General features: G+C 63.9%; 21 protein-coding genes and 2 pseudogenes. 18 read left to right on the top strand and 5 right to left on the bottom strand.

Annotated features, from left to right (window positions below):
- Positions 1 to 356 precede the first annotated feature (356 nt).
- The gene (locus tag G6N46_RS25365; protein WP_138250283.1) at positions 357 to 1,937 is read left to right on the top strand and encodes an FAD-binding oxidoreductase; all 1,581 of its coding nucleotides are present in this window, start codon (positions 357 to 359) and stop codon (positions 1,935 to 1,937) included.
- Positions 1,938 to 1,963: 26 nt separating this feature from the next.
- Here the strand turns inward: G6N46_RS25365 and G6N46_RS25370 are convergent, their stop codons facing one another.
- A complete protein-coding gene (locus tag G6N46_RS25370) occupies positions 1,964 to 2,404 on the bottom strand; it encodes a MarR family winged helix-turn-helix transcriptional regulator (protein ID WP_138250282.1) in 441 nt (146 codons plus the stop codon).
- Between the two features lie 200 nt (positions 2,405 to 2,604).
- Between G6N46_RS25370 and G6N46_RS25375 the strand changes: the two genes are divergently transcribed.
- The 5 genes from G6N46_RS25375 to G6N46_RS25395 are packed head-to-tail and all read left to right on the top strand — an operon-like array spanning position 2,605 to position 8,683.
- Complete coding sequence (locus tag G6N46_RS25375) at positions 2,605 to 4,089, top strand: aldehyde dehydrogenase family protein (RefSeq protein WP_138250316.1); 1,485 nt, start codon at positions 2,605 to 2,607, stop codon at positions 4,087 to 4,089.
- A 25-nt stretch (positions 4,090 to 4,114) separates the two neighbouring features.
- The gene (locus G6N46_RS25380) at positions 4,115 to 5,221 is read left to right on the top strand and encodes an NAD(P)-dependent alcohol dehydrogenase (protein ID WP_138250281.1); all 1,107 of its coding nucleotides are present in this window, start codon (positions 4,115 to 4,117) and stop codon (positions 5,219 to 5,221) included.
- Positions 5,222 to 5,259: 38 nt separating this feature from the next.
- On the top strand, positions 5,260 to 6,177 hold the full coding sequence (locus G6N46_RS25385) for an SDR family NAD(P)-dependent oxidoreductase (RefSeq protein ID WP_138250280.1): 918 nt from the start codon (positions 5,260 to 5,262) through the stop codon (positions 6,175 to 6,177).
- Positions 6,174 to 7,064, top strand: coding sequence for an amidohydrolase family protein (locus G6N46_RS25390; RefSeq protein WP_407665151.1), 891 nt, complete (start codon positions 6,174 to 6,176; stop codon positions 7,062 to 7,064). Before G6N46_RS25385 ends, G6N46_RS25390 begins: the two co-directional genes overlap by 4 nt.
- Positions 7,061 to 8,683, top strand: a complete 1,623-nt coding sequence (locus tag G6N46_RS25395; RefSeq protein ID WP_234880748.1) for an acyl-CoA synthetase — start codon at positions 7,061 to 7,063, stop codon at positions 8,681 to 8,683. The genes G6N46_RS25390 and G6N46_RS25395 overlap by 4 nt, the downstream gene beginning before the upstream one ends.
- Before the next feature lie 20 nt (positions 8,684 to 8,703).
- Here the strand turns inward: G6N46_RS25395 and G6N46_RS25400 are convergent, their stop codons facing one another.
- A complete protein-coding gene (locus G6N46_RS25400) occupies positions 8,704 to 9,912 on the bottom strand; it encodes an IS110 family RNA-guided transposase (RefSeq protein ID WP_138250279.1) in 1,209 nt (402 codons plus the stop codon).
- A 252-nt stretch (positions 9,913 to 10,164) separates the two neighbouring features.
- Between G6N46_RS25400 and G6N46_RS25405 the strand changes: the two genes are divergently transcribed.
- On the top strand, positions 10,165 to 10,626 hold the full coding sequence (locus G6N46_RS25405; protein ID WP_138250278.1) for a MaoC family dehydratase: 462 nt from the start codon (positions 10,165 to 10,167) through the stop codon (positions 10,624 to 10,626).
- Between the two features lie 46 nt (positions 10,627 to 10,672).
- Here G6N46_RS25405 and G6N46_RS25410 read toward each other — a convergent pair whose 3' ends face one another.
- On the bottom strand, positions 10,673 to 11,665 hold the full coding sequence (locus G6N46_RS25410) for an AraC family transcriptional regulator (RefSeq protein ID WP_197746737.1): 993 nt from the start codon (positions 11,663 to 11,665) through the stop codon (positions 10,673 to 10,675).
- Between the two features lie 217 nt (positions 11,666 to 11,882).
- Here G6N46_RS25410 and G6N46_RS25415 point away from each other — a divergent pair, with 217 nt between their 5' ends.
- The 11 genes from G6N46_RS25415 to G6N46_RS25465 all read left to right on the top strand — a co-directional run bounded on the left by G6N46_RS25415 (position 11,883) and on the right by G6N46_RS25465 (position 22,146).
- The gene (locus tag G6N46_RS25415; RefSeq protein WP_138250277.1) at positions 11,883 to 13,223 is read left to right on the top strand and encodes a cytochrome P450; all 1,341 of its coding nucleotides are present in this window, start codon (positions 11,883 to 11,885) and stop codon (positions 13,221 to 13,223) included.
- Positions 13,224 to 13,243: 20 nt separating this feature from the next.
- Positions 13,244 to 13,555, top strand: coding sequence for an EthD family reductase (locus tag G6N46_RS25420; protein WP_138250276.1), 312 nt, complete (start codon positions 13,244 to 13,246; stop codon positions 13,553 to 13,555).
- A 15-nt stretch (positions 13,556 to 13,570) separates the two neighbouring features.
- Positions 13,571 to 13,981, top strand: coding sequence for an SCP2 sterol-binding domain-containing protein (locus tag G6N46_RS25425; RefSeq protein ID WP_138250275.1), 411 nt, complete (start codon positions 13,571 to 13,573; stop codon positions 13,979 to 13,981).
- Between the two features lie 37 nt (positions 13,982 to 14,018).
- On the top strand, positions 14,019 to 14,342 hold the full coding sequence (locus G6N46_RS25430; RefSeq protein WP_138250274.1) for a 2Fe-2S iron-sulfur cluster-binding protein: 324 nt from the start codon (positions 14,019 to 14,021) through the stop codon (positions 14,340 to 14,342).
- Between the two features lie 5 nt (positions 14,343 to 14,347).
- A complete protein-coding gene (locus G6N46_RS25435; protein ID WP_138250273.1) occupies positions 14,348 to 15,592 on the top strand; it encodes an NAD(P)/FAD-dependent oxidoreductase in 1,245 nt (414 codons plus the stop codon).
- Positions 15,593 to 15,638: 46 nt separating this feature from the next.
- Positions 15,639 to 16,712, top strand: a complete 1,074-nt coding sequence (locus tag G6N46_RS25440; RefSeq protein WP_138250272.1) for an AraC family transcriptional regulator — start codon at positions 15,639 to 15,641, stop codon at positions 16,710 to 16,712.
- The gene (locus G6N46_RS25445; protein WP_138250271.1) at positions 16,712 to 17,485 is read left to right on the top strand and encodes an IclR family transcriptional regulator; all 774 of its coding nucleotides are present in this window, start codon (positions 16,712 to 16,714) and stop codon (positions 17,483 to 17,485) included. Before G6N46_RS25440 ends, G6N46_RS25445 begins: the two co-directional genes overlap by 1 nt.
- A gap of 67 nt (positions 17,486 to 17,552) precedes the next feature.
- Positions 17,553 to 18,542 carry a PDR/VanB family oxidoreductase gene (locus tag G6N46_RS25450; protein ID WP_234880747.1) on the top strand — a complete coding sequence of 330 codons (990 nt, stop codon included), beginning with the start codon at positions 17,553 to 17,555 and terminating at the stop codon, positions 18,540 to 18,542.
- A gap of 4 nt (positions 18,543 to 18,546) precedes the next feature.
- A complete protein-coding gene (locus tag G6N46_RS25455; protein WP_138250269.1) occupies positions 18,547 to 19,776 on the top strand; it encodes a cytochrome P450 in 1,230 nt (409 codons plus the stop codon).
- 26 nt (positions 19,777 to 19,802) lie between these two features.
- The gene (locus G6N46_RS25460) at positions 19,803 to 21,242 is read left to right on the top strand and encodes an aldehyde dehydrogenase (protein ID WP_138250268.1); all 1,440 of its coding nucleotides are present in this window, start codon (positions 19,803 to 19,805) and stop codon (positions 21,240 to 21,242) included.
- 25 nt (positions 21,243 to 21,267) lie between these two features.
- The gene (locus G6N46_RS25465) at positions 21,268 to 22,146 is read left to right on the top strand and encodes a hypothetical protein (protein ID WP_138250312.1); all 879 of its coding nucleotides are present in this window, start codon (positions 21,268 to 21,270) and stop codon (positions 22,144 to 22,146) included.
- Positions 22,147 to 22,724: 578 nt separating this feature from the next.
- Here the strand turns inward: G6N46_RS25465 and G6N46_RS25470 are convergent.
- Together G6N46_RS25470 and ltrA are read right to left on the bottom strand one after the other, a co-directional pair.
- A pseudogene (locus G6N46_RS25470) lies at positions 22,725 to 23,861 on the bottom strand (IS3 family transposase); the annotation flags it as partial.
- 231 nt (positions 23,862 to 24,092) lie between these two features.
- Positions 24,093 to 25,289 (bottom strand): annotated as a pseudogene (ltrA, locus tag G6N46_RS25475) (group II intron reverse transcriptase/maturase); the annotation flags it as partial.
- Between the last annotated feature and the right edge of the window lie 150 nt (positions 25,290 to 25,439).

Below are 25,439 nucleotides of genomic sequence, written 5' to 3' on the forward strand. Positions count from 1 at the left end.
GAACGGCACGGCGGGCCGCATCAACCACCACCGGCTTTCACTCAACGAAAGAATCGGATCTGGTGCGTCGGTCGGCTCGCACCTGTGTGCGGTGGGCTCCGCGTCCGTGCCGTCGCGGAGCTTGGATCGCGCAATCCGGATAGCCGGGACCGCTGCAGTCCAGGATTAGAGCCCTGACATGGTCTTTCGCTGGCCGGCGTAGATCGGCCGGTGGCCGCGCGCAGTGGATTGAAGCTGGTCGTGCACAGCGGAAGACTCGATATCGCAACGAACCCGATACTTCCGAGGTTCATCCGGACCGCTGGCATCCGCACACTGCGGCTTCGCCCGGCATTCGATCGAGGAGCGCACCACCAATGACACGGATTCTCCCTCCGGGGCTCAATGAGCAGCAGTTCGACACCGCTCTGCAACGGTTCCGGGACGTCGTCGGTGACAAGTGGGTGCTGTCGGACGCGGCAGATCTGGCCGCGTTCCAAGACCCGTATCCGGTCGGTGCGGAGCCGAACTATCTTCCGTCTGCTGTCGTATCCCCAGCGAGCACTGAGCAGGTCCGCGAGATCGTTCTGATTGCCAATGAATTCGGCATCCCGCTTCAGCCCGTCTCGACGGGCAAAAACAATGGATACGGCGGGGCGTCGCCGCGACTCACCGGCGCGGTCATCGTCAAGACCGGCGACCGAATGAACAAGATTCTCGAGGTCAACGAGAAGTTCGGTTATGCGCTGCTGGAACCGGGTGTGACCTACTTCGATCTCTATGAGTACTTGCAGGCCAACAACATTGACCTGATGCTGGACTGTCCCGATCTGGGATGGGGCAGCGTCGTGGGCAACGCGCTGGATCGTGGCGTCGGGTACACGCCCTACGGAGACCACTTCTTGTGGCAGACAGGCATGGAAGTCGTTTTGCCACAAGGAAATATCATGCGCACCGGCATGGGTGCGCTGCCAGGTTCCAACACTTGGCAGCTGTTCCCCTATGGATTCGGACCGTATCCGGACGGCCTCTTCACGCAGTCAAACCTGGGCATTGTGACGAAGATGGGCATCGCACTGATGCCGAAACCGCCTGGCTCGTTGACCTTCCTGATCGCGTTCGATCGTGAAGAGGATCTGGAACAGATCATCGACATCATGCTGCCGCTGCGCATCAACATGGCGCCATTGCAGAACGTGCCGGTGCTGCGCAACATCTTTATGGATGCGGCAGCGGTGTCGCGGCGCAGCGAGTGGTTCGACGGCGAGGGGCCGATGCCCGCCGAGGCGATCGAGGCGATGAAACGTGAACTGAATCTGGGCTATTGGAACTTCTACGGCACGCTGTACGGACCGCCGCCGGTGATCGAGATGTACTACGGCATGATCCGTGAGGCGTTCGGCCACGTCCCTGGGGCGCGATTCTTCACCCACCTGGAGCGCGACGACCGCGGAGGCCACGTTCTGCAGGATCGCCACAAGATCAACAACGGTGTGCCTAGCCTCGACGAACTTCAATTGCTGGACTGGGTGCCCAATGGTGGCCACATCTGCTTTTCGCCTGTGTCTGCCCCTGACGGTCGCGACGCGCTCGCCCAATTCACCATGGTGCGGGACCGGGCCCACGACTACAACAAGGACTACGCGGCGCAGTTCATCATCGGACTGCGCGAAATGCACCATGTCTGCCTCTTTGTGTACGACACCTCGGTGCCGCAAGCGCGTGAAGAGGCACTTCAGATGACTCGCGTGCTTGTCCAAGAGGCGGCAGAGGCGGGATACGGTGAATACCGCACCCATAACGCGCTGATGGATGACGTCATGGCGACCTTCAATTGGGGCGACGGCGCGCTCTTGAAGTTCCACGAGTTGATCAAGGACGCGCTGGACCCCAAGGGGATTCTGGCACCGGGCAAGTCAGGCGTTTGGCCCAAACACCTGCGGGACGCTACGCACTGATGACCGCCACCGCCCAATCGCCGGGGTCAGTGCAGCGAGGCTCGGCAGTTGTCCAAGTAGCTGCGGAGGGTTTGGCGCTGCCGTGGATTCAGGCCCGAAACCATCGTCGCTTCCAGTTCGGCAACGACTTTGCTGCACTCTGCCAGCAGGCGATGACCGCCGTCGGTCAGGCTGATCAGCATGCGGCGCTTGTGATTGGGGTCAGCGCGACGCGTGATCAGGTCGAGGCGCTGCAACGTGTCGACCATCTCGCCCATTGTTTGGGCGGTGACAAAGGAATGCCGCGCCAGGTCGGCAGCCGACAACCGCGCACTGTGCTGAAGAACGGTGAGTGCGGTGTACTGCGGGGCCGTGATGCCGTACGGGCGCAACAGCGCGTCCAGGTGCGACCGGATTCCCAACTCAACCTGCTTTATCGCGTACAACAGCGACGGATTATGTTGTTGTCCAACACTTTCAAGTTCCATAGCAGGCATGATGCTGGGCTCCAATTCGTGCCAGGAGTGTCAGGTTCCCTGCCTACTTTAGCGGGCCGCCAAGCAATGGGCGACAAGTGCACCCCGCAGGCCCTGACCACACGACTCCGCCGACCGGCGTGCGTACACCGCCGGTCGGTGTGCAAACCCGCCGGCATACCCGCCTCCCGCCTGTCAGTGAAGGAACGATGATGACCGCCACTACTGCGAGTCCGACGACCGTCGCCCGCCCAGTGCTTGCCAACGAATACGGCCTTTTTGTCGATGGGCAGCGACGCCCGGCCAGCGATGGCGGACTTACCGACGTACTCGACCCCGCGACCGGCGCTGTAGTCACCCATGTGGCCTCTGCGCAGGCGGTGGACGTCGATGACGCCGTCGCCGCCGCACGCGCCGCCTTCGACGACGGCCGCTGGGCGAACCTTCCCGCGCGCGAACGGGCCCGAGTGCTGACGCGCGCTGCTGAGCTGATCCGGACCCGAGCCGACGAATTGGTCGCCACCGAGAGTATCGATGTTGGCAAACCAGTATCGCTCTGTAGGCCAGTCGATGTCTTGACCGCGGCCGACCAGTACGAGTACGCCGCGGCGTTGGCGCACACTCTGGGCGGACATACGCGTCCCACTCCGCTGCCTGCCCATGCCTACACCTGTCGTGAGCCCCTCGGTGTGGTCGCCGCGATCACTCCATTCAACTTCCCGTTGATTCTGTCGAGCACCAAATTGGCGCCGGCGTTGGCTGCGGGTAACACTGTCGTGCACAAGCCCTCTGACGAGACACCGCTCAGTGCCCTGGTGATGGCCGAAATCCTCACCGAGGCAGGAGTTCCGGCGGGCGTGCTCAACGTGGTGACTGGCCCTGGGCAGGTTGTCGGGGAAGCGCTGCTTCGTCACCCTAACGTCGACAAAATCGCCTTTACCGGTTCGACGGGGATAGGCCGTCACGCCGGTGCGCTCGCGGGGGAGGGCCTCAAGCCGATCACATTGGAGCTGGGTGGCAACGCGGCCAACATTGTTTTCGCTGACGCCGATCTCGACCGTGCGATCCCGGCGATCATCAAGGCTTTCACCTTCAACGCGGGCCAGTTCTGCATGGGCGGGCCGCGGCTGCTTGTCGCGGCCGAAATCTATGAGACGGTGCTGGCGATACTCGCCGAGGCGGTGCCGACGGTACCTGTTGGTGATCCGTTTGATCCCAGCACGTTGATGGGGCCCATGGTCGGTGAGCGGCATTTGCGCAAAGTCGAGGAGTACGTGGCTTTGGCCCGTACCGAGGGCGCGCGGATCATCGCCGGTGGCCACCGCATTGACGCCGGTGGCGGATTCTTCCACGCACCCACAGTTATTGCCGATCTGGACAACGGTAGTGCGGTGGTTCAGGAAGAGATTTTCGGACCGGTCCTGACTGTGCAGCCTTTCGCCGATGAAGCGGAGGCGGTCGCCCTTGCGAATAGCACACCGTACGGCTTGGCATCGGGATTGCAGACGTCCGACATCGGCCGCGCGCACCGAGTGGCTGCTGCCCTGCACGCCGGGATCGTCTGGGTCAACGATTGGGCCCTGTTGGACCCCTCGATCCCGTTCGGAGGAGTCAAGCAGTCCGGGTTCGGCCGGGAGTACGGCGCCGAGGTGCTCGAGTCCTACACCAAGACCAAGTCCGTCGTCATCGCGCTGTAATCCACCGCGAGAACAGGAACCTCCCATGACGATCACCACGACCGCCGCAGTTGTCGAAAACGGCGGTGCCGCATTCGAACTCGAAGAAGTGCAACTCGACCAGCCGCGCCCCAACGAGGTGCTGGTGCGTCTCGTGGCCGCCGGCGTGTGCCACACCGACCTCGGGGTAGCCTCCGGTGCGCTGCCGTTTCCATTGCCCGGTGTGCTCGGCCACGAAGGCGCCGGAATCGTTGAACGCGTCGGGGAGTCGGTCAACGCTGTAGTCCCCGGCGATCACGTTCTGTGCAGTTTCGCCTCATGCGGTGGCTGCGACAACTGCCGGCAGGGCCACCCCGCCTACTGTCGAACATGGTTACCGCTCAATCTGATTGGGGGAAGCCGCCCCGATGGCACCAGCCCAGTGACTCGCGCTGGCCGTGAGCTCGGCGGGCATTTCTTCGGGCAGTCGTCGTTCGCGCGTTTCGCCGTCGTCGCCGAACGCAGTCTCGTCAAGGTTGATTCGGCCGCACCACTGGACCTCCTAGCGCCCCTGGGTTGCGGCGTCCAGACCGGAGCAGGGGCGGTGTGGAACGTACTCAAACCGCGCCCCGGAGAGCACGTCCTGGTAACCGGGGCAGGAGCCGTTGGGCTGTCGGCCGTCATGGCCGCCCGCCTCACGCCCGCGGCCACCATCATCGTCGTCGATCGAGTACCTGAACGACTGGAACTGGCCAAGGTTTTGGGAGCCACTGACACCATCGACGCGACCAACTCTGATGTCGGCGAGCGCGTCGCCGCCATCACCGGCGGACTCGGCGTGCACGGGGCCGTGGAGACCACCGGCAATGTCGGTGTCCTGCGTACGACGGTGGAGGCGCTGGCACCACGCGGAACTTCGGTCATCGTGGGCGCACCACCCTTCGGCACCACCGTCGCACTCGACGTGAACGCGATGATTCCGGGACGCACAGTCACCGGATTGACATTGGGTGACAGCGAGATTCGAACGTTGATACCGGTCCTGGTTGACCTTGTCGTCTCTGGCAGGTTTCCCCTCGACAAGCTGATCAGCTTCTACGACTTCGCCGATATCAATACCGCGGTCGCCGACATGACCAGCGGTGCGGCAATCAAGCCGGTACTGCGATTTTGACCGAGAACACCACGACAACGAAAAGGAACGCAAGCATCATGGATCTGAACGACAAGGTCGCCATCGTCACTGGCAGCGGACGCGGCCTCGGACTGTCTTACGCCCAGGCTCTCGCAGCAGCAGGAGCTGCGGTGGTGGTCAACGACGTCAGCGAAGACGTCGCCCAGACGGCCGCCGACTCGATCACCGCGGCCGGCGGGCGCGCGGTCGCCCACACGGTGGCCGTGGGTACCGAGGAGGCCGCTGCCGGCTTGGTCGAATGCGCCATCAGCGAGTTCGGTCGCCTGGACGCGGTGGTCACCAACGCCGGCATCCTGCGCGACAAGGTCCTGTGGAACATGACCGCCGAGGATTTCGACGCCGTCATCGCGGTACATCTGCGCGGAACGTTCCTGTGCGCGCGGGAAGCGGTGCGGCACTTCCGCAATGCCAAGGAGGGCGGGCGCCTCATCCTGGCCGGGTCCCCTGCCGGGCAGCGCGGCAACTTCGGCCAGACCAACTACGCTGCCGCCAAAGCCGGCATCGCCGCCATGGCGCGTACGTGGGCCATGGAGTGCGCCAAGGCAGGTGTCACGGTGAACGCGATCATTCCCAACGCAGCCACTGCGATGACCGAAACCATCCCCTTCCTCGCGCCCTACGTCGAGGACCTCAAGGCCGGCAACCCGATCCCGTCGGTCGTGCGCCGCGCGGCATCGTTCGGTACCGCTGAGGACGTTGCCGGCCTGGTGGTCTACCTCGCATCCGATGCCTCCGCCCACGTCACCGGCCAGTGCATCGGCATCGGCGGCGATCGCCTGGCGATGTGGTCCCATCCCGCCGAGATCGCGTCGGCCTTCCATGACGGCGGTTGGCGCGCAGATGACATCGCTGAGGCTTTCGACTCCAGCATCGGCGAGCAGCTGCAGACCTACGGCATCGCACTGCCGCAGATCCCGACCACCGTTAACGCGTGACCATGAGCGACACCGCATTGGACCTCGACCGCATCGTCGCAATCGACGTGCACACGCACGCCGAAACCGACGGATGCGGGCACTATTCGCTGCCTGAGCCGCTGCGTGCCGGCGCCGACAAATATTTCGGCGCGGAATCGGGGCCGCCCAGCCTCGACGAGCTGGCCGACTACTATCGCCAGCGCAACATGGCCGCAGTGGTGTTCACCGTCGATGCCGAATCAGCGCTAGGCCACAGGCGACTTCGCAACGAGGACATCGCGGCCGCCGCACGTCGGCATCCTGACGTGCTCATCCCGTTCGGCAGCGTGGATCCCGCCAAGGGCGCCGCGGGAGTAGAGGAGGCGCGCGCACTGGTCAGCGACCACGGCGTACGCGGCTTCAAATTCCATCCCAGCCTGCAGGCGTTCTGGCCGGACGACCCGGCGGTGTTCCCGCTCTACGAGGCACTCGAAGAACTGGGCATGGTGGCACTGTTCCATTCAGGCCAGACTGGAATCGGCGCCGGACTTCCCGGCGGTGGCGGAATCCGGTTGCGGTACAGCAACCCGATGGCACTCGACGAGGTCGCCGCCCGATTCCCGGGCTTGACCATCATCATCGCCCACCCGTCCTTCCCCTGGCAGGACGAAGCCCTCGCCGTGGCCACACACAAACCCAACGTCTACATCGATCTGTCAGGGTGGTCGCCGAAGTACTTCCCGCCTCAGCTGGTCCAATACGCCAACAGCCTTCTCAAGCACAAAGTGCTCTTCGGCTCGGACTTCCCATTGATCAGCCCCGACCGGTGGATGCAGGACTTCACCGACCTGCCGATCAAAGATGCGGTGCGGCCGTTGATCCTCAAGGACAACGCCGTCGCTGCGCTGAAGCTGCGTACACAGTGAGCGATAGGGCAACGGCCGGACTGGATGCGGCCTACTACGACGGCGGCCAGAACTACGGGTTGGGCAGCTGGCCGTGGCGCCGCGCGCGAATCGACGCCGGCGCCATCGCCCTGGCACAGGACGATCGGCAGCTCACCTACGGCCAATTAGCTACGCGCACTGCGCAATTAGCGGCGAGTCTGATCGCCAGCGGGCTGCCAAAAGGCGGACGCGTCGCCTACCTCGGACCCAACGACATCAGCGCATTCGAAGCTCTTTTCGCCACGGGACTGGCTGGGGCAGTATTCGTTCCGCTCAATACCCGGCTGGCCGCCCGTGAGATCGCCTACATGCTGGACGACAGCGCCAGCAGCGTGTTGATCGTCGCGCCCAGTCACCACCAGACGATCAACGAGATCGAAACGTTCCCAACGTCATTGACGACGATTCTGAGTGTCAACGACAGTGGCTTCGAGCCGGCCAATACGCTGAGCGTGGCCCACCTGCACTATGAATCATTCATGGCCACGGGCCGGCCAGCGGGCACATTTCCCTCCGTCGGGTTCGACGATCCGTGCCTGATCCTCTACACCTCGGGGACCACCGGTGCTCCCAAGGGAGCCGTGCTGACTCACAGCAACGTCATGTTCAACACGATCAATCAGCTCGCGCATTTCGACGTGACTTCGACTGACCGAACCTTGTGCATCGCACCAATTTTCCACGTGACGGGCCTCGGCCAGGTGACCCTGCCCACCTTGTTCAAAGGCGGCCAGGTGCTGCCGGTCGGCCGTTTCGACCCGGCGGCGGTGCTCAGCGCTATCGCCACCGACAGGATCACCGGCTTTTCGGCAGTGCCCACGATCCTTCAGATGCTGTGCGATCACCCGGACTGGCCGGACACTGATCTGTCCTCGCTGCGCACGGTGGTTTACGGCGGCTCCCCGGTCCAGGAACGTGTCGCGGTGGAATGGCTGCGCCGCGGTGTGCCGCTGCTGCAGGGCTACGGCATGACTGAGGCCGCAGCCGGGGTGTACATGGCTACCGAACAGACCGCGGCCGTTCGTCCCACCGCGATTGGTGTACCGCACTTCTTCACCGACGTTGCGATGATCGACAACGGCCGCGCTCTACCCCCGCGGCCCGGCCAGTCCGGCGAACTCGTGGTGCGCGGACCGCACATGTTCACCGGGTACTGGCACCGTCAAGACGACACTGCCGCCGCGTTCACCGACGGCGGTTGGTACCGCTCCGGGGACGTCATCGCCACCGGTGACGACGGTCTCGCCGCTGTCGTCGACCGTGTCAAGGACATCATCATTTCGGGGGGAGAGAACATCTATCCCGTCGAGGTCGAAGCAGCGCTTGAGCGAATTCCCGGAATAGCGTCGGCTGCGGTCGTGGGTGTGCCCGACGACAAGTGGGGAGAGGTGGGGCTGGCCTACATCGTGGCTCAGGCCCCCGGCTTCGACGAGGCCACCGTCCGCACAGCGCTGGGCGCAGAGTTGGCGCGCTACAAGATCCCGAAGTACTTCGAGGTGATCGAGGCCATTCCGCGCAATGCCACCGGCAAAATCCGCCGTACTGAATTGCGCCGCAGCGCAACCGAAGCCACCACAACCTCAACCAGTAAACCCTGAAAGGACTCTCAATGACCGTGTCAAGCCGCCGCAGTGGCGATTTGGGGCGTGTCGGGATGCCAGGTCCGGTTGTCACGGATGAGGGCGTAAAGGACGTTGACGCGTCGGCGGGCCAGGCAGATGGTGGCCGGGATAGGGCGTTTGCCTTGGTCTCGTTTGCGCTGGTAGTACGCCTTCGACGTGGGATCGCAGCGGATCGCGGTCAGCGCGGACATGTACATCACCCGGCGCAGGCGGCGGCTGTAGCGCTTGGGCGTGTGCAGCCGGCCGGTGCGTTTGCCGGAGTCTTTGGATACCGGCGCCAGGCCGGCCCAGGCGGCGAGCTGGTCAGGCGATTGGAGCAGTGCGGGATCGCCGACCACGGCAAGGAATTCGGCGCCGAGTCGGAAGCCGATGCCGGGCAGGCTGGTGATCACCTCGGCGAGCGGATGGCGGCGAAATCGTTCCTCGATGTCCGCGTCGGTGTGTTTGATGCGCTCATCGAGGTTGATCACCCCCTGGGCCAGCTCGGCGACCAATCCGGCGCCAACATCTTCACCCGCGAGGCGGACGGTCTGAGCTTTGGCCGCTGTCACCGCGGCAGCCGCGATCGTGGCGGCGTTGCGCACCCCGGCCGCTGCCAGAACTTTGGTCAGCCGCGAAACACCCGTTCGGCGAATCGCTTTCGGCCGTTGATAGTGCGCCAGCAGCACCGCCCAACCCCGGTCTTGGCTGAGCTCGGCGACGCGTTCGAGGCCCGGGCATACGGCCAGCAGTTGTTGGCGCAGACGGTTGATGGTGCGGGTGCGATCGGCCACCAGATCGGCGCGGTGGGCGGTGAGCATGCGCAGCTCGGTGATCAGGTCATCGCCGGGACGCAGGACCGGCAGGTCCGCACCGCGCATCCGGGATTGATCGGCAATCACCCGGGCGTCTTTGGCGTCGGTCTTGGATTCACCACCCCGGTAGGTGGCCGATGCTTGCCACACCTGCCGGCCCGCAAGGTAACGCACCGTCTTGCCTTCATCGGCCAGCACCGTGAGGACCAGGGCGGCGTACGCGTTGCTCAAGTCCACCGCCCAGGACACCTCACCGGCAAGCTTTTCGACCTCGGCGACCAGGTCGCGGATCGTGCGCTCGTCGTTGACCACCTTGCGCGAGAACACCATGTTGCCGTTGCCGTCCACGACGCACACCCAGTGATGTTCTTTGCCGACGTCGACGCCAGCCCATACCTGGTCTTCGGTCACCGGACCTCTTTTCGCTTGTCTGCCAACAGAATCCCCAAGGACGACCTCGCCGGCATTTCCTTAAACAAGCGATCGCATCGCAGATCTCAATCAGCGGCCCGAGGAAGTCCAGGCAGGCCGGGCGGCCAGTCCTTTCAAGCCGCACCACCAGGGCCGGCACCAACATGGCAGCCATACCCGACCCACCCGGGTCACAGCCAAACGTAACGCTCAGCAATACGAAGTAACTGCAACTACAAACTTAAGGACACCATGACCACGACCACGATCACTTCTCCGCACGAACTGCCTAGCCTCGCAGGCACTGACCTGGGCCACAGCGATTGGCTGGCTGTTCCCCAGGCGGACATCAACCTGTTCGCCGAGGCCACACACGACCACCAATGGATCCACGTCGACCCCGAGAAGGCCAAGACCGGGCCGTTCAAGGAGACCATCGCGCACGGTTACCTGACCCTGTCGCTGCTGATCCCTCTGTGGTCGGAGCTCTTGGAGATCAAAGAGTTGGGCATGGCGATCAACTATGGCCTGAACAAGGTGCGCTTTCCGGCCCCGGTCCCAGCAGGCGCCAAGGTGCGCTTGGCGGCTACCGTGGCCGCGGTCGAAGAGGTCTCCGGCGGTGGCTACCAGGTGACCGTCAACGGCACGATGGAATGCAACCGCAGCGAAAAGCCAGCCGTGGTCGCTGAGATGGTGTACCGCTACTACGCCTGAGCAGGTCCGCGCCGGACCAGTACCGCACCCGCGCGACGCTTCGTCACTAAGGGTGGGATACGTCCAGCGAATCGACAATCATCCGCGAGCCGTGGAGTGCGTTGGATGGAGATTCGCCGAACGCGTCGCGGTACTGGCCGGCGAACCGGCCCAAGTGGGTGAACCCCCAGCGCATCGCAATCTGGGCCACACCCTCCGAACCGGGATCGGCGGCCACCAGATCCCGCCGAGCCTGACGCAGCCGTAGATCGCGGACATAACGCATTGGGGTTGTGCCCAACGCGCTCTGGAATCCCTCCTGCAGGGACCGCACGCTGAGGCGCACGTGCCTGGCGATGGTGGCCACGTCCAGCGGATCAGCCAGGTGCTCTTCGATGTACTCCACAGCCCGCTGGATTGTGGCCGGACGCGCCGGCAGAGCATCGGCGTCGAGTTCCTCCCGATAATTGTGCCGGGCGGAGAGCAGCAAACCAGTCATCACGCTTCCCGCCAGGCTGGCCGACATCATCGGGTGCCGGCACAGGGCGTCTGGGGTGCTGACCTGGTTGGCAAGATCGCGTAGGAACGCCCACCACTGCTGAGCGCGGACGTCAGTCAGATCCAGTGGCAGAGCGAACTGGATGGGCCCCTCGACCGGGCGGTTGAGCAATGCCGACAGTTGCTCCTCGAGAGCAGGGCGGGCGATCTTGACCGCCAGCATCCGACATCCGTCGTCCCGCCACCCGCGCATCACCGTGGGCCGGTCACAGCGGTAAACCGCCGCGCGCATCGAGGTCGCGATCACGCGATCAACACCCGAGCCAGTTCTCAACTCCCCGCGCACCGGCACGTTGACGTGATACGCCGTCGTCAGCGCACCTGTACCGACCTGCACTTCGGTGTCGTACGACAGCCAACCCATGGTCACCGGCCCGAGCTGGGCTGCGTCGATGTGCATCGAGAAATCCGACGTCTGGCCCAGCACATCGACCCGGTGCGGATAGTAGATCGCCCCGCCGATCGTCTGCGCCTCATCGACGTCCCGGCTGCACATCGACATCGATTGCCGCTCGGGTAAAGCCAAGTCACTTGCCACAAGTCCATGAGACCAGAGTCACACCCGAAAATGCAAGGAACCCTGATAACTGTCGCCGCTGAAAACTCCCGCGTTAACGGGATAGACCGGCGCGCTCGCCGGATCGACGGTGCCCTGTGGCCAGGCCTAATTTCACCTGCAAGGAAGTGCCAGAGATCACATCAGTCCCATCGGAGAGACCATGACCGCTCAATCTGACGCAGCCCCCGCCACCGCAGGCTGCCCCGTGTCGCACGCCCTGACGCCCACCGGTTGCCCGGTGTCGTCAATGGCCGCTCAGTTCGATCCCTTCAAAGGCGCTTACCAGGTGAATCCGGCTGACAGCCTGGCCAGCGCACGTCGGGACGAACCGGTCTTCTACAGCCCGGTACTGGACTACTGGGTGGTCACCCGCTACGACGACATCAAGGCGATTTTCCGTGACCCCGAGACCTTCTCGGCGGCGATCACCCTGGAGCAGATCACCCCCATCAGCGAGGAAGCCATCGAGATCCTCGACAAGTACGACTTTGCGCCGGGGCCGACCATCGTCAACGAGGACGAACCGATGCACACCGCTCACCGCCGGGCCTTGATGGAGCCCTTCGAACTGGACTCGGTGAACGTCCTGGCGCCGCGCATCCGTGAGGTGATCACCGAGTACGTCGACCGGTTCGTCAAGCGCGGCCGAGCCGACCTGATCGATGACCTGATCTACGAGGTGCCGTGCATCGTGGCATTGATGTTCCTCGGGGTTCCCGATGAGGACATCGAGACCTGCCGTCAGTTCGGTATGCAGCAGACCCTCTTCACGTGGGGTCGGCCTGACGAGTCCGAGCAGGAGCGGGTGGCCACTGGCATGGGCCTGTTCTGGGAGTTCGCGGGCAAACTCGTCCAGCGACTCAAGCAGACCCCCGACGCGCCCGGCTGGATTCCGCACGCGATCCGTGCCCAGGCGGTCAACCCCGAACTGATCACCGACAACTACTTGCAGAACATCATGATGAGCGGCATTTTGGCTGCGCACGAGACCACGACCAACGCCACCGCCAACGCGTTCCGCACCCTACTGGAGAACCGGACGGCCTGGGACGAACTGTGCAACGACCTGTCGTTGATCCCCAAGGTGGTCGAAGAGTGTCTGCGCTACGCCGGCTCGGTGGTGGCCTGGCGCCGCATGACCACCGACGACGTGACCGTCGGCGGCGTCGACATCCCCGCCGGTTCACGCATGCTGATTGTCACTGCGTCGGCCAACCGCGACGACACCATCTTCGATGAACCTGACACGTTCGACATCCACCGGCCCAACTCGCGCAAACACCTGACCTTCGGACTGGGCACACACACCTGCATGGGCGCCACACTGGCGCGCACCGAGATGAAGATCTTCCTGGAGATCTTGGCGACCCGACTGCCGCACATGCACCTGATCGCGGAGCAGGAGTACACCTACCTTCCCAACACGTCCTTCCGTGGTCCCGAACACGTACTCGTGCAATGGGATCCCGCTGCCAACCCACTGCCGGCCGACCGGCCCTGAATCAGAAAGGGGCCACCGCCATGTACCGCGTACTGATCAGCTACGGCCATCCCGACGACCCATCGGCATTTGACAACTACTACGCCAACACCCATCTGCCGCTGGCGGCACAGATCCCCGGCGTAACGCACTTCGCCGCCGGCCGGTGCGAATCGTTCGACGGCACAACGCCATCGTCCTACATGCTCGCCGACATCGGCTTCGCCACCCGTGAAGACGCCCACGCCGGACTGAGCTCACCGCAAGGTCAGGCCGCCGCCGCCGACATCGCGAACTTCGCCACCGGTGGCGCGACGATGGCCTTCCGCAACGACGACTTTTCCACTCCCTGAAAGGATTTGAACCCCATGGCCAAGTACTCCGATTCCTCAGAGCTGCGCCGATTCGTTGGCGGCATCTTCGAAAAGGCTTACCAGGACCCGGATCTGGGACCCAAGCTGTCCGCCACCGGCGCGGTGCTCCTGGTCGCCTGCACCGACCCGGACAGCTCGGTGGTCCTCGACATGCCCAACAAAGCGGTCTATACCACCGCAGAAGAAGGGGGAGTAACCCCCAACGCGACATTGAAGATGGACACCGACACCGCCAACCGATTCTGGCAAGGCAAGGTCAACATGACCCTGGCGATGGCTAAGGGACAGGTCAAGGCCGAGGGCGCCATCATGAAGGTGCTCAAGCTGGTGCCCAACACCAAGTTTCTCTACCCCCTCTACATCCAGGACCTCAAAGACGCCGGGCGCGAGGACCTGCTGGCCTAACAGCCCCCAATACCGCTTCATTACATAAGGATTCACGATGCCTACCATCACTTTCGTCCACCCCGACGGCACCAAGCAAGACGTCAACGTCGTCGCCGGCAAGCGCATTATGCAATCGGCGATCGCCAATGACGTCGACGGCATCGTCGGCGAATGCGGCGGGCAGGCCATGTGTGCGACCTGCCACGTCTACCTCGACCCGACTTGGGCAGACCGCGTTCCGCCGATCACCGACGAGGAGGACGAGATGCTCGAAGGCACCGCTAGTCCTCGTACCGCCGAGAGTCGCCTGTCGTGCCAGATACCGGTGACCGACGAACTCGACGGCATCGTCGTTCGGTTGCCCGAAGAGCAGGCCTGATCACCATGGCTGCCCCCGTCGTCATCGTGGGAGCCGGCCAGGCCGGCATCGAAACGGCAGTCGCATTGCGCAGCAAAGGATTCCAGGACGGCATCATCATCTACGGCGATGAGCCCTGTGCCCCTTACCAGAGGCCGCCGCTGTCCAAAGAATTCCTCAAGGCGTCAACCGACAGCGACGACATCGCGCTACGGCCCGCCGCTTACTTCGATCGCCACCAGATCGAACTGCGCTGCGGCGTCACCGTCGCAGAAATCGACCGCGCGGCACATCGTGTAATGCTCTCGGACGGCACCACCCAGGACTACCAGCACCTTGTGCTCGCCACGGGGACCCGCAACCGCCGCATTGCGGTGCCAGGCGCCGATTCGGGCCGGGTGCACTACCTACGCACGCTCGCTGAGGCGAATGCATTGACGGCGCACTTGACCTCATGCGCGTCCGTTGTGGTGATCGGCGCGGGCTTCATCGGCCTGGAAGTGGCCGCAGCTGCGCGAGCCCACGGTGCGAGCGTCACCGTTGTCGAAGCCACCGAACGGCCGATGGGGCGTGCAATTAGTCAGGAGATGTCGCACTACTTCGCCAGTTTGCATCGCCGCCACCAAGTGCGCTTGCTGCTCAACACGGCCGTCGCCGAGATTGTCGAAAATGATTGCGCTGCAGCCACAGTAGTGACGGCCAGTGGCGACCGGATCGATGCCGACCTGATCGTCGTCGGCATCGGGGTGATCCCCAACACCGAAATTGCCAGTGCGGCAGGCCTGGCAGTCGACAACGGCATCGTGGTCGATGCCCGACTGAGCACAGCGGACCCGCACGTCTCGGCGATCGGGGACTGCGCGGCCTACCCGCATCCGAGCGGCCTGGGCCTCGTGCGCCTTGAATCAGTACAGAACGCAGTAGATCACGCCCGCTGCGTAGCTGCCCGACTCACAGGGCAGCCTTGCGCCTATGACAAGGTGCCGTGGTTCTGGACCGAACAGTTCGTCGCGAAGTTGCAGATGGCCGGCTTGCTCGGCGACTACGACCACACCGTGGTCCGCGGTGAACCGGAACGAGACTCGTTCTCGGTGTTCTGCTTCCGCGGTGACACCCTGCTCGCAGTCGAGTCGGTCAACGCCGCACGAGACCACATGACGGCACGGAAGTTGCTGGCCGCGCGCCTGACGATAACGCCTGAGCAGGCGGCCGACAGCACGGTGGATCTGAAAGCGGCACTTGAGGGCGCTTCCCGGGCTTTCGCTGAGTGAAAGTCGCGGCGAGACGCCAGGACGTGCGCTGCGGTGTGCTGTAGCTATGTTCGGTGAATCAGTCGTCGACACACATCGCGGTGTGTCCGTTCACAGTTGCCAGGTCGAGGAAGCCCGCATCGTTGGTGGGGCGATGTTCTACCCCCACACTGTCGAAGTACTCGGACCTGAGTCGCGATTCGCGCTGCATATCAACGGCATCGACCTTGGCGCAATGGTCTTGGGATGGCTGTGGTGGGACACCGGGGTGCAGATCAACACCGCCGAGCTCGAAGACGCCTATCAGTTGAACATCCCGATACACGGATCGCTGCAGACCAGTTCGGGGGACGAACGTATGGTGGCGACGCCATCGCGGGGAGCGGTATACCGGCACGACCGACCGACGACGATGCGGGGCTGGTGCGGCGGGCACGAACGCGTGTTGGCCGTCAAGATCTGTCGCGCTGCTGCAGAAGCGCACCTCTCCGCCATGTTGAACCGACCGATCACCGATCCAATCCAGTTCGACCTGAATCTGGACCTCACAGATGCGGCTTCCGCGCAGTGGGTTTCCCTTCTGCGCGACTTGGCGATTCAGCTGCACCGCCCGCAATCGGTCAGCCTGCATCCGCTGATGGCTCAAAGTTTAGCGGCGAGCGTGATGACCGGCCTGATGCTGGGCGCACGCCACAATTACACCGACGACCTCATCGCCGACTCCAGCCGAACGCGGACCCCAACCATCCAACGTGCTGTCGACTACATCGAGGAGCATCTAGGCGAGCCGCTTGAGGTAAGCGCGATCGCCGGGCACGCGCATCTGAGTGTGCGCGCCCTTCAAGAAGGATTCCAATCGGCGCTGGGCACCACGCCGATGCGCTACGTACGTGAGGCCCGGTTGCAACGCGCTCGGACTGACCTACGAACCGCCACCGGGGCCGAGGGGGTCGCTGAGATCGCCTTTCGTTGGGGGTTCACCCATTTGGGCCGCTTCTCGAGCATGTACCGGCAGGCGTTCGGTGAAAGTCCCTCGGCCGCGCTGCAGGCACGAGACAGCCACAGAATCCACCCGCGGCAGCCGCGGGTGGGTCAGGCGTTCCGGGGTACCGACCATCGCGCACGTGCGATGCTGTCCTGATGGCCAGGTCCGCCTCCGGGGAATCGGTCCTCGAGAGGGCCGTGCGGATCCTGGAAGTGTTCGATTCGGACACCGTCGCGGTGTCGGTGTCCGATATCGCCCACCGCGCCGGATTGCCTCTGTCCACGGCGTCCCGGTTGGTTGACGACCTCGTCGAGCACGGTCTACTGCGGCGCGATCCGCAGCGACGTATCCGCATCGGAATGCGGCTGTGGGAGTTGGCATCCCGCGCCTCACCCACCCGCAGTCTGCGTGATGCCGCGATGCCTTTTATGGAGGATCTGCACGCCGTCGTCGGGCACCATGTACAGCTTGGCGTACTCGACGGCGACGACGTCTTGTTCATCGAACGGCTCAGTGCTCCGGGTGCGGTGATCAACGTGACGCGTATTGCCGGCCGTCTGCCTATCCACGCGTCTTCCTCTGGGCTAGTGCTTCTTGCCCATGCACCGGTAGCCATGCAGGAGCGCATCGCCGCTGGCGAGCTGACCCGGCTCACTGACCAGACCATCGCCGACGGCCAACAGCTTCGCAGCGTCCTGGCCGAGATCCGTCGAGTCGGTTATGCGCTGTGCCCCGGCCACATTCACCTCGATGCGACAGGTATCGCAGTCCCACTGCGCGGTCCCGGCGACCGGGTGGTCGGGGCACTGTCGGCCATCGTCCCGCGCGATGACCACGCGATAAGTCGCGTACCCACTTTGATCGCCACCGCGCGTGGAATCCGCCGTGCGCTCAGCACACCGCTGATTCCTCCGGTACCCCCGCCCTAGCGAGGTCGCTTTCATTCAATGGGAACGGCGTTGTGAGGCATGACACTCAAGCGAGATCGTCATGATCATGACCACAACGGTTTCCGCGTCGGAGCGAATCCACAGCGTTCACGCCGCGACCGACCTCACGCTGCGGGTGGAAGCCGCAGACCTGGTCGCCGAGGGCGTGCGCCGCCTGGTGCTGCGCAAGCCCAACGGAGCACGACTGCCCGACTGGGCCCCAGGAGCGCACATCGATCTATTCCTGCCGGGCGAACGCGTGCGCCAGTACTCGCTGTGCGGCGACCGGTGGGACGCACACACCTATCAGGTTGCGGTCCTGCGTGAGGCCAACGGACGCGGTGGCTCCGCCTACATTCACGACACGCTCGCCGTCGGCGACACGATCGGTGTGGGCGGGCCACGCAACAACTTCGCAATGGCGCCGGCTGGCCAGTACCTCTTCATCGCGGGGGGCATCGGCATCACTCCGATCCTGCCGATGATTCACCAAGCTCAGATGCTCGACGTTCCATGGACCCTGCTCTATGGAGGGCGAACCGCAGCCTCGATGGCATTTGTCGATGAGCTGTCCCGCTACGGCGAGCAGGTTCACACCTGGCCGCAGGACACCCACGGCCTACTTCCGCTAAAAGCAGCGTTCGACGCGCTTCCCGCCGCAGGCAAGATCTACTGCTGCGGGCCGGCGCCGCTGCTCACAGCGGTGCAGGCCGTGGGAGCTGACCGAGCACCAGGCACTGTGCGCATCGAGCGCTTCGTGGCCGAACCGCTTGCGGCGCCGGTCCGTACGACGGCGTTCGAGGTGCAGTTGCAACGCTCGGGGCTCAGTGTCATCGTGCACCCGAATCAGTCGATCCTCGACGCAGTCTGCACCGCCGGCGTTCCCGTGCTCTCCTCATGCGGTCGCGGACTGTGCGGTACCTGTGAGGCAACGGTCGTCGACGGCATTCCCGACCACCGTGACTCACTGCTCAACGACGCCGAGCGCGCCAGCAACACCACCATGTTGCCGTGCGTCTCACGCGCGTGTTCTGACCGACTCGTCCTGGACCTCTGAGGCAATGACCGTGATACCCAGCGCCACCACCCACCTGCTCGCCCAACTGGACGACGATCCGTTCGGATCAACGATCCTGGAAGATCCGGGCGATTTCCACAGAGCGTTACGTGACACCGGATCGGTGGTCTACCTGTCGCGCTACGACGTATACGGAATGGGCCGATACGCGGACGTACACAGCGCCCTCATCGACTGGCAATCTTTCGAATCGGCAGCAGGCGTCGGCTTGAGTAACTTCCGATATGAAAAGCCCTGGCGCCCACCAAGTCTGCTCCTGGAGAGCAACCCCCCGCACCATGATGCGCCTCGCGGGGTTCTCACTTCCATTCTCAACGTTCGGTCATTAAAAGGCCTGCGGGACAAGTGGATCGCCGACGCAAACCTCCTTGTCGAAGAGCTGGCCCAACGGCGTGAAATCGACGCGGTTGCCGACATTGCCCGGGTGTTCCCTCTGCGGGTTTTCCCCGACGCCGTTGGCATCGGACGGCTGGGACGCGAGAACCTCCTGCCCTACGGGGACCACCTGTTCAACGCCTTCGGCCCGCACAACTCGTTGGTCGCCAAGGGCGAGAATCGGATTGGCGAGTTGTCGGCTTGGGTGATGGCGCAATGCGAGCGAGCCGTCCTCGCCGAGGAAGTGCTCGACGGCCAACCCACGTTCGGAGCGCAAATCTGGGCGGCTGCAGACCGTGGCGACATCACCTACGAGCAGGCTCCGCTGCTGGTGCGGTCGCTGCTATCGGCTGGAGTGGACACTACGGTCCTCGGGATTTCCGCCGTGCTCGCCGCGTTCGCGCACCACCCCGAGCAGTGGCAGGCGGTCCGCGACAATCCGGCGCTGGCGCGGGTGGCTTTCGACGAAGCCGTCCGCTGGGAATCGCCTGTGCAGACTTTCTTTCGCACTGCGACCCGTGACATCACCATTGGCGACGTCACAGTGCCCGACGGCAAGAAGATTCTGATGTTCCTCGGGGCGGCCAACCGCGACCCGCGGCGCTGGAGCCACCCCGACCAGTTCGATCTGCAGCGTAATCCCTCCGGTCACGTCGGATTCGGCATGGGCATCCACCAATGCATCGGACAACACGTCGCGAGGCTGGAAGCCGAGGCCCTTCTCGTTGCCCTCACTCAGCGATTCGCCTCGATTGCCGTCGTCGGCGAACCTCGCAGGCACCACAACAACACACTGCGCGCCTGGGAATCCCTACCCATCGCCCTGACTCCCGCCTGATCGCCGTCTGAAGGAGAACCGCGACCATGACGACATACCACCAGCTATTCATCGGCGGCGACTGGGTGACACCAGCCACCGAGGAGACCTACGAACTCATCTCGGCCAGCACCGAGGAACCCATCGGTTCAGTGCCCGCCGCGAGCGAAATCGACGTTGACGTCGCTGTCAGTGAAGCGCGCCGCGCGTTCGACGATCCGACCGGGTGGGCCACCTGGCACCCGACGCGCCGCGCCCAGGCGATCGACGAATTGGCCGACCAACTGGAACTGCGTGCAGATGAGATGGCGCGCCGTGTCGCGGCGCAGAACGGCATGCCGATCACGATCGCCACGCAACTCGAAGGGCGCTTCCCTCTGCTCGTGCTCCGGTACTACGCAAATCTGTTGGGCAACACTGAATTTGAAACACGCCAGCCTCACCTGTTGGGCGGAACCAGCACGATTCGACGTGAACCGATGGGCGTCGTCGCGGCGATCTCGCCATGGAATTACCCGCAGACGCTGGCCTCGTTCAAAATCGCGCCGGCCCTAGCGTCGGGGTGCACGATAGTTCTCAAGCCGTCACCAGAGACTCTGCTGGATGCGTTCCTGTTCGCCGAAGCCGTTGCCGCGACGTCGATTCCGGCCGGAGTGGTGAACGTCGTGCCCGGCGGCCGCGAGGTGGGCGCCTACCTGATTGGCCACCCAGGTGTCGACAAGGTCGCGTTTACAGGCTCCACCGCGTCCGGCCGGCTGATCGCCGAGACCTGTGGTCGGCTGCTGCGCCCGGTAACCCTAGAGCTCGGCGGCAAATCGGCAGCGATTGTCCTCGACGATGCCGACCTCAATCTGGAGTCGGTCGGCGAACGCCTCTTCGAGAGCCTGTTGGTCAACAACGGCCAAACTTGCTACCTCGGCACACGCGTACTCGCACCCGACAATCGCTATGACGAGGTCGTCGACACGCTCGGAGCGTTTGTGTCGAGCTTGCCGGTCGGCGATGCGATGGATCCCCAAACGATGGTCGGGCCGATGGCATCGGCACTACACCGAGACCGCGTCGAGGGATTCATCGAAAAAGGGCGCGCTGACGGCGCCCGCATCGTGACCGGCGGGTGTCGCAGCGAGCGGGACAGAGGGTGGTTCGTCACCCCCACGGTGTTCGCAGATGTCGACAACAAATCGGTTCTCGCCCAGGAAGAAATCTTCGGCCCCGTCTTGGCAGTGATTCGTTACCGCGATGTCGACGATGCCGTGCGCATCGCGAACGACTCCCGATACGGCCTCGGTGGCACCGTGTGGACATCCGATCCCGAACGTGGCACTGCAGTCGCTCGGCGCATTCACACCGGGACGATCGGCATCAACCGATATCTGCCCGACCCGAGTGCGCCATTCGGCGGCGTCAAAGACAGTGGCCTGGGCCGTGAACTGGGGCCCGAGGGTCTCAACGCCTACCTGAATGTCAAGACAATCTATTCCTGAACAATCCCGGAGAGGATCAAAGACGATGAGCGCCAAGGGATACAAGTGGATCGCCAAGGAGATCGAACGGCTCGACCCCCAGGTGGATTTCGAGCGGATCTGGCAGCTATCGACGTGCTACTACGTCGGTGATTTCGAGATGAATGTGTTGTACTCGCTGGGTTTCCCGCATTTCATCCTGCCGCCGTGGGGCGGGGAAACCATCGCCCGCAAAGGCACGGGCAAGCTGATCCGGCATCAGAACAAGCGGGAAAAGGACACCGCCGATGCGTTCTGGCGGTGGTTTGAGCACGGACCTTCGAGCATGACGACCAAGGAGTCCGTCGAGGAGGTCAACCGCAAGCACATGGCCATGGAAAAGCGGATGCCGGGCAACTTCGCCCACAACGAGGACTTCGTGTACACGATGTGCTGGATCGGTGCGGACATGCACCGCCTGCGTGTGCGCATCGGCATGCCGGGCTACACCGACAACCAACAGATCGCCTGCCATCGCTACTGGGCCGAGATCGCCAAACTGATGTGGACAGCCAACGGGCCTGTGACCGACTTCCCATCCGATTTTGCCGGAATGCTGCAATACATGGCCACGTACGAGGCCACCGACTGGGAGTACTCGCCCGAGGGCGGAATGACGTGCGAGGCGGTCATCGAGCAGTTCCAGAACCGTTGGTTCCCGGTAGGTGCTCGGTGGATCGGCCGCAAAATGATCATGGCGCTGTGGGACGAGCCGGTGCACCGCGTGCATCGGATCCCCAACGTCAACCTCGTGACCAGAAAGTTCTTTGAGTTCGGGCTCAAAATGACATTTCTCATGCAGGAGAAGGTCTTACCGGATCCGAAGCGCTCAACACCCGAGAAGAAGAAGATGCGCGCCCAGAAACCCAAGCTGGTCGCCGCCTAGACCCACATCCAAAATCTGGCAGGCCAACGCCCGCCGCGGGAGTGTCCGCGGCGGGCGTTTGTCTTGGCTGCGCTCGGCAATCGGCAGGTGGGGGAGCAGAGCAAGGCCAACAACGACAACGATTGCGCCGCCGCTGATTGGGTTCGCGTGACGCCAGATGCGCCCCGACCTGGTCCCGACAGCGACCCTGCACCGCGCCATCTTCGGGATTTGTTCACAGAAATCCGCAGTAGAACCGCGGAAAGTCTTACCGCACTGGATATCTCGCCGAGTCGCTCTGCGGCGTGCCTCATGGCCGCCACGCTCCCGACCCAGCATTGCGGGCCACGCCACCCCGACTGCGCAGCCGTAACTCTGCATCGCGTCCGGGTGCGCCCGGCGGGGCCGCATCACTAGTGCTGTGTCAGCAGGTTGGGTTTGCTGCGCGACTCGGCCGGCGAACGACAACACTGACTAAATACGCATCGTCCGTTAATTTCCAGCAATCGTCGTTCCGGCTAACTGATGTAGTGGCTAAGTCCCCTGGCGTGGTGGGGTTTCGGGAGCCGGGGTGAACCGCCCCAGGTTCTCCGCCGCTGCTATATGGGTTGACGCTCTCGGTTGAGGGCGTCGTAGTGGGCTTGCTCGTATTCGACTGGGGTGACCATGCCCAGAGTTGAGTGCAGCCGTCGGTTGTTGTACCACTCGACCCAGGCCGCTGTCGCGTACTCGACGTCGGCGACGGTGCGGAACGGGCCCGGCTGGAACACCGTGGTGCGGATGCATTCGGTCTTGTACAGGCCGTTGATGGTCTCCATCAACGCATTGTCATAGGCGTCTCCCACGCTGCCGATCGATGGTGAAATCCCTTCCAGTTCAAGGTGTTCGGTGAATCTGATCGACGTGTACTGGCTGCCCGCGTCGCTATGATGGATCAGTGCGCCGGCCGTGGTGGGGTGGCCTTCGTGGTCGCGTTGCCATACCGCCATGCGTAATGGGGTCATGACCAGATCCGTGGCCTTGGACGTCGAGGCGTGCCAGGCCACGATCCGCTGGGCGAACACGTCCACGATGAACGCCACGTAGACAAATCCGGCCCAGCTGCGCACGTAGGTGAAGTCGGTGACCCACACCCGGTTCGGGGCATCGGCACAGAAGTTGCGGTTGAGCAGATCCGGCGCCCGAGAGCCGCCGGCGTCCGGGATCGTGGTGCGCACCTTCTTGGACCGCCGGATGCCCTGTAAACCCAATGTGCGCATAGCTCGGTCCACGGCCCCAGCGGATGCGTCCGGCAGGGCGGTACGGCGGATCAGGGCGGTCATTTTGCGCCGCCCGTAGAGCCCCTCGGGCGCCAGTACCTTCTGCCCGGCAGCGTTAGTCGACCAGGCGACCTCGTGGACGGCGTCGATGACCTGGGCGTCGGTGATGGTGCGGGCCGCTACGGCCCGGCCCGGTTGCTTCCAGGACCGGTAGGTGCGCGCGGCGATCTGGCAGCCCTGCTCGTGCAGGACCCGGCAGATCGACTCGACCGCGTGCCCGGCGGCGCGTTGATCGTCGATGAACGCGGCGATCAACGGTTGCGGGGGTCGGTGAAAGTCGGCCCGGGACGCGGTGACAACCGTTGGGGCTGTTCCGTTTTCCCGGGCCGCTTCCCGAACCCGGCGTGCACCTTTCAATGCACCGGGCTCTCCACAAGACCCGGTCAGGCTGCTGTGGTGTCCTCCTCGGGGGTCGGCCAGGGCGAGGGGATGACCGCGCCGCGGTAGCGGTAGCGGGTGGTGCCGATCTTCTCCAGATCGATCAGCATCCGGTCCTCGGTGGTTGGCCACCAGCCGCCGCCGCAGTAGCGGCGGCGCAACTGTTTCCAGGTCGATTTGCGGTGTTTTCGGCGCAGCCAACGCCACACCGTCTGCCACGTAGTGGCTCAGGTAGGAGAAGGTCGCCGAGGACACCCCGGCCCGGAAATATCCCGCCCAGCCCTGCAGCGTCGAGTTGATCCGGCGCAGCAGGTCATCGAGCGGCTGGCTGGGTTCGACTGTTCGGCGCAGCGTCTTGATCTTCCGTTTGACCGCCAACACGGACTTCGTGGACGGATGAACGTAGACGTAGCTGCAGCTGGTGCCTCGTTTGCGGCGACGCTGGATGTGCCACCCGAGAAAGTCCAGCCCCTCGTCGATGTGGGTGATCAGGGTCTTATCCGGCGACAGACGCAACCCCATCGTCGCTAACACGGCGGCGATGTCCTCCCGTAGTGCTTCGGCCTGGGCTCTGGTGCCCCGCACCATCAGACACCAGTCATCGGCGTAGCGGACCAGCCGAAAGTTCGGCTGCCCGTGACGAAGTCGTCGAGCACGCTCCACCGAGCCGGTGGCCGGACCACCCGGCAACCCGGCGATGTGTTCGTCGAGCACCGACAACGCCACATTGGCCAACAACGGCGAAAGAATCCCACCCTGCGGGGTTCCGGCGGTGCTGTCCGCCAGCAGGCCGTCCTCGGTGAAGATGCCCGCCTTGAGGAACGCCTTCACCAATCCCAGGACACGGTTGTCCCCGACGCGTCGACGCACCCGGCCCATCAGGGCCGTGTGGTCGATCTCATCGAAACAGGCCTTGATGTCTCCCTCAACAACCCAGTCATAACACCGGGGACGTGTTGCGAGATAACGCACTTCGGCCACCGCATCATGAGCGCGGCGCTTCGGACGGAAACCGTAGGAACACGGCAGGAAATCCGCCTCAAAGATCGGCTCCAACACCAACTTCAACGATGCCTGGACCACCCGATCGGTCACGGTGGGAATCCCCAAGCGGCGCAACGCACCACCGGTTTTGGGGATCATCCGCTCGCGCACCGGCAACGGGCGGAAACTGCGGTCCCTTACCTGCGACCGCAGTTCATCGAGGAACACCTCGATACCCTGCCCAGCCGTGATGGACGACGCGGTGCGCCGATCCACCCCGGCCGTGGCGGCACCCTTATTCCCGCTGACCCGATCCCACGCCACCAACACGAACGCGGGATCAGTGACGAGGTTGAACAGATCGTCGAACCGGCGATCAAGATCATCGCGTGCCCAACGGTGCAGCTTGGTCTGGATCTTCAGTACCCGTTGCCGCGCCAGCATCAGCGCCAACTCCAGCTCGTCGGTATTCACCGGCGACATAACTTCCTCTCCTGACCTTCCAATTTCCGCACTGCATGTCTTGCTGGCCCCCTTCGCCCTGTGACCGCCTTTCTCGGTCTCCACGACGGGCACGTCACCGCCCGCGACTACTACGAAGCCTCCGCCCCACCCGAATGCGGTTCCTTGACT

It is taken from the genome of Mycolicibacterium phocaicum, from assembly GCF_010731115.1.
GTDB lineage: Bacteria > Actinomycetota > Actinomycetes > Mycobacteriales > Mycobacteriaceae > Mycobacterium > Mycobacterium phocaicum.

Bases quoted from the DNA above. Each gene is read 5' to 3' on its own strand.
- G6N46_RS25380 (WP_138250281.1), top strand. From the start codon at position 4,115: ATGACGATCACCACGACCGCCGCAGTTGTCGAAAACGGCGGTGCCGCA.
- G6N46_RS25465 (WP_138250312.1), top strand. From the start codon at position 21,268: ATGAGCGCCAAGGGATACAAGTGGATCGCCAAGGAGATCGAACGGCTC.
- G6N46_RS25455 (WP_138250269.1), top strand. From the start codon at position 18,547: ATGACCGTGATACCCAGCGCCACCACCCACCTGCTCGCCCAACTGGAC.
- G6N46_RS25370 (WP_138250282.1), bottom strand. From the start codon at position 2,404: ATGGAACTTGAAAGTGTTGGACAACAACATAATCCGTCGCTGTTGTAC.
- G6N46_RS25385 (WP_138250280.1), top strand. From the start codon at position 5,260: ATGGATCTGAACGACAAGGTCGCCATCGTCACTGGCAGCGGACGCGGC.
- G6N46_RS25375 (WP_138250316.1), top strand. From the start codon at position 2,605: ATGACCGCCACTACTGCGAGTCCGACGACCGTCGCCCGCCCAGTGCTT.
- G6N46_RS25420 (WP_138250276.1), top strand. From the start codon at position 13,244: ATGTACCGCGTACTGATCAGCTACGGCCATCCCGACGACCCATCGGCA.
- G6N46_RS25435 (WP_138250273.1), top strand. From the start codon at position 14,348: ATGGCTGCCCCCGTCGTCATCGTGGGAGCCGGCCAGGCCGGCATCGAA.
- G6N46_RS25430 (WP_138250274.1), top strand. From the start codon at position 14,019: ATGCCTACCATCACTTTCGTCCACCCCGACGGCACCAAGCAAGACGTC.
- G6N46_RS25450 (WP_234880747.1), top strand. From the start codon at position 17,553: ATGACCACAACGGTTTCCGCGTCGGAGCGAATCCACAGCGTTCACGCC.
- G6N46_RS25410 (WP_197746737.1), bottom strand. From the start codon at position 11,665: ATGTCGATGTGCAGCCGGGACGTCGATGAGGCGCAGACGATCGGCGGG.
- G6N46_RS25460 (WP_138250268.1), top strand. From the start codon at position 19,803: ATGACGACATACCACCAGCTATTCATCGGCGGCGACTGGGTGACACCA.
- G6N46_RS25405 (WP_138250278.1), top strand. From the start codon at position 10,165: ATGACCACGACCACGATCACTTCTCCGCACGAACTGCCTAGCCTCGCA.
- G6N46_RS25425 (WP_138250275.1), top strand. From the start codon at position 13,571: ATGGCCAAGTACTCCGATTCCTCAGAGCTGCGCCGATTCGTTGGCGGC.
- G6N46_RS25440 (WP_138250272.1), top strand. From the start codon at position 15,639: ATGTTCGGTGAATCAGTCGTCGACACACATCGCGGTGTGTCCGTTCAC.
- G6N46_RS25445 (WP_138250271.1), top strand. From the start codon at position 16,712: ATGGCCAGGTCCGCCTCCGGGGAATCGGTCCTCGAGAGGGCCGTGCGG.
- G6N46_RS25415 (WP_138250277.1), top strand. From the start codon at position 11,883: ATGACCGCTCAATCTGACGCAGCCCCCGCCACCGCAGGCTGCCCCGTG.
- G6N46_RS25365 (WP_138250283.1), top strand. From the start codon at position 357: ATGACACGGATTCTCCCTCCGGGGCTCAATGAGCAGCAGTTCGACACC.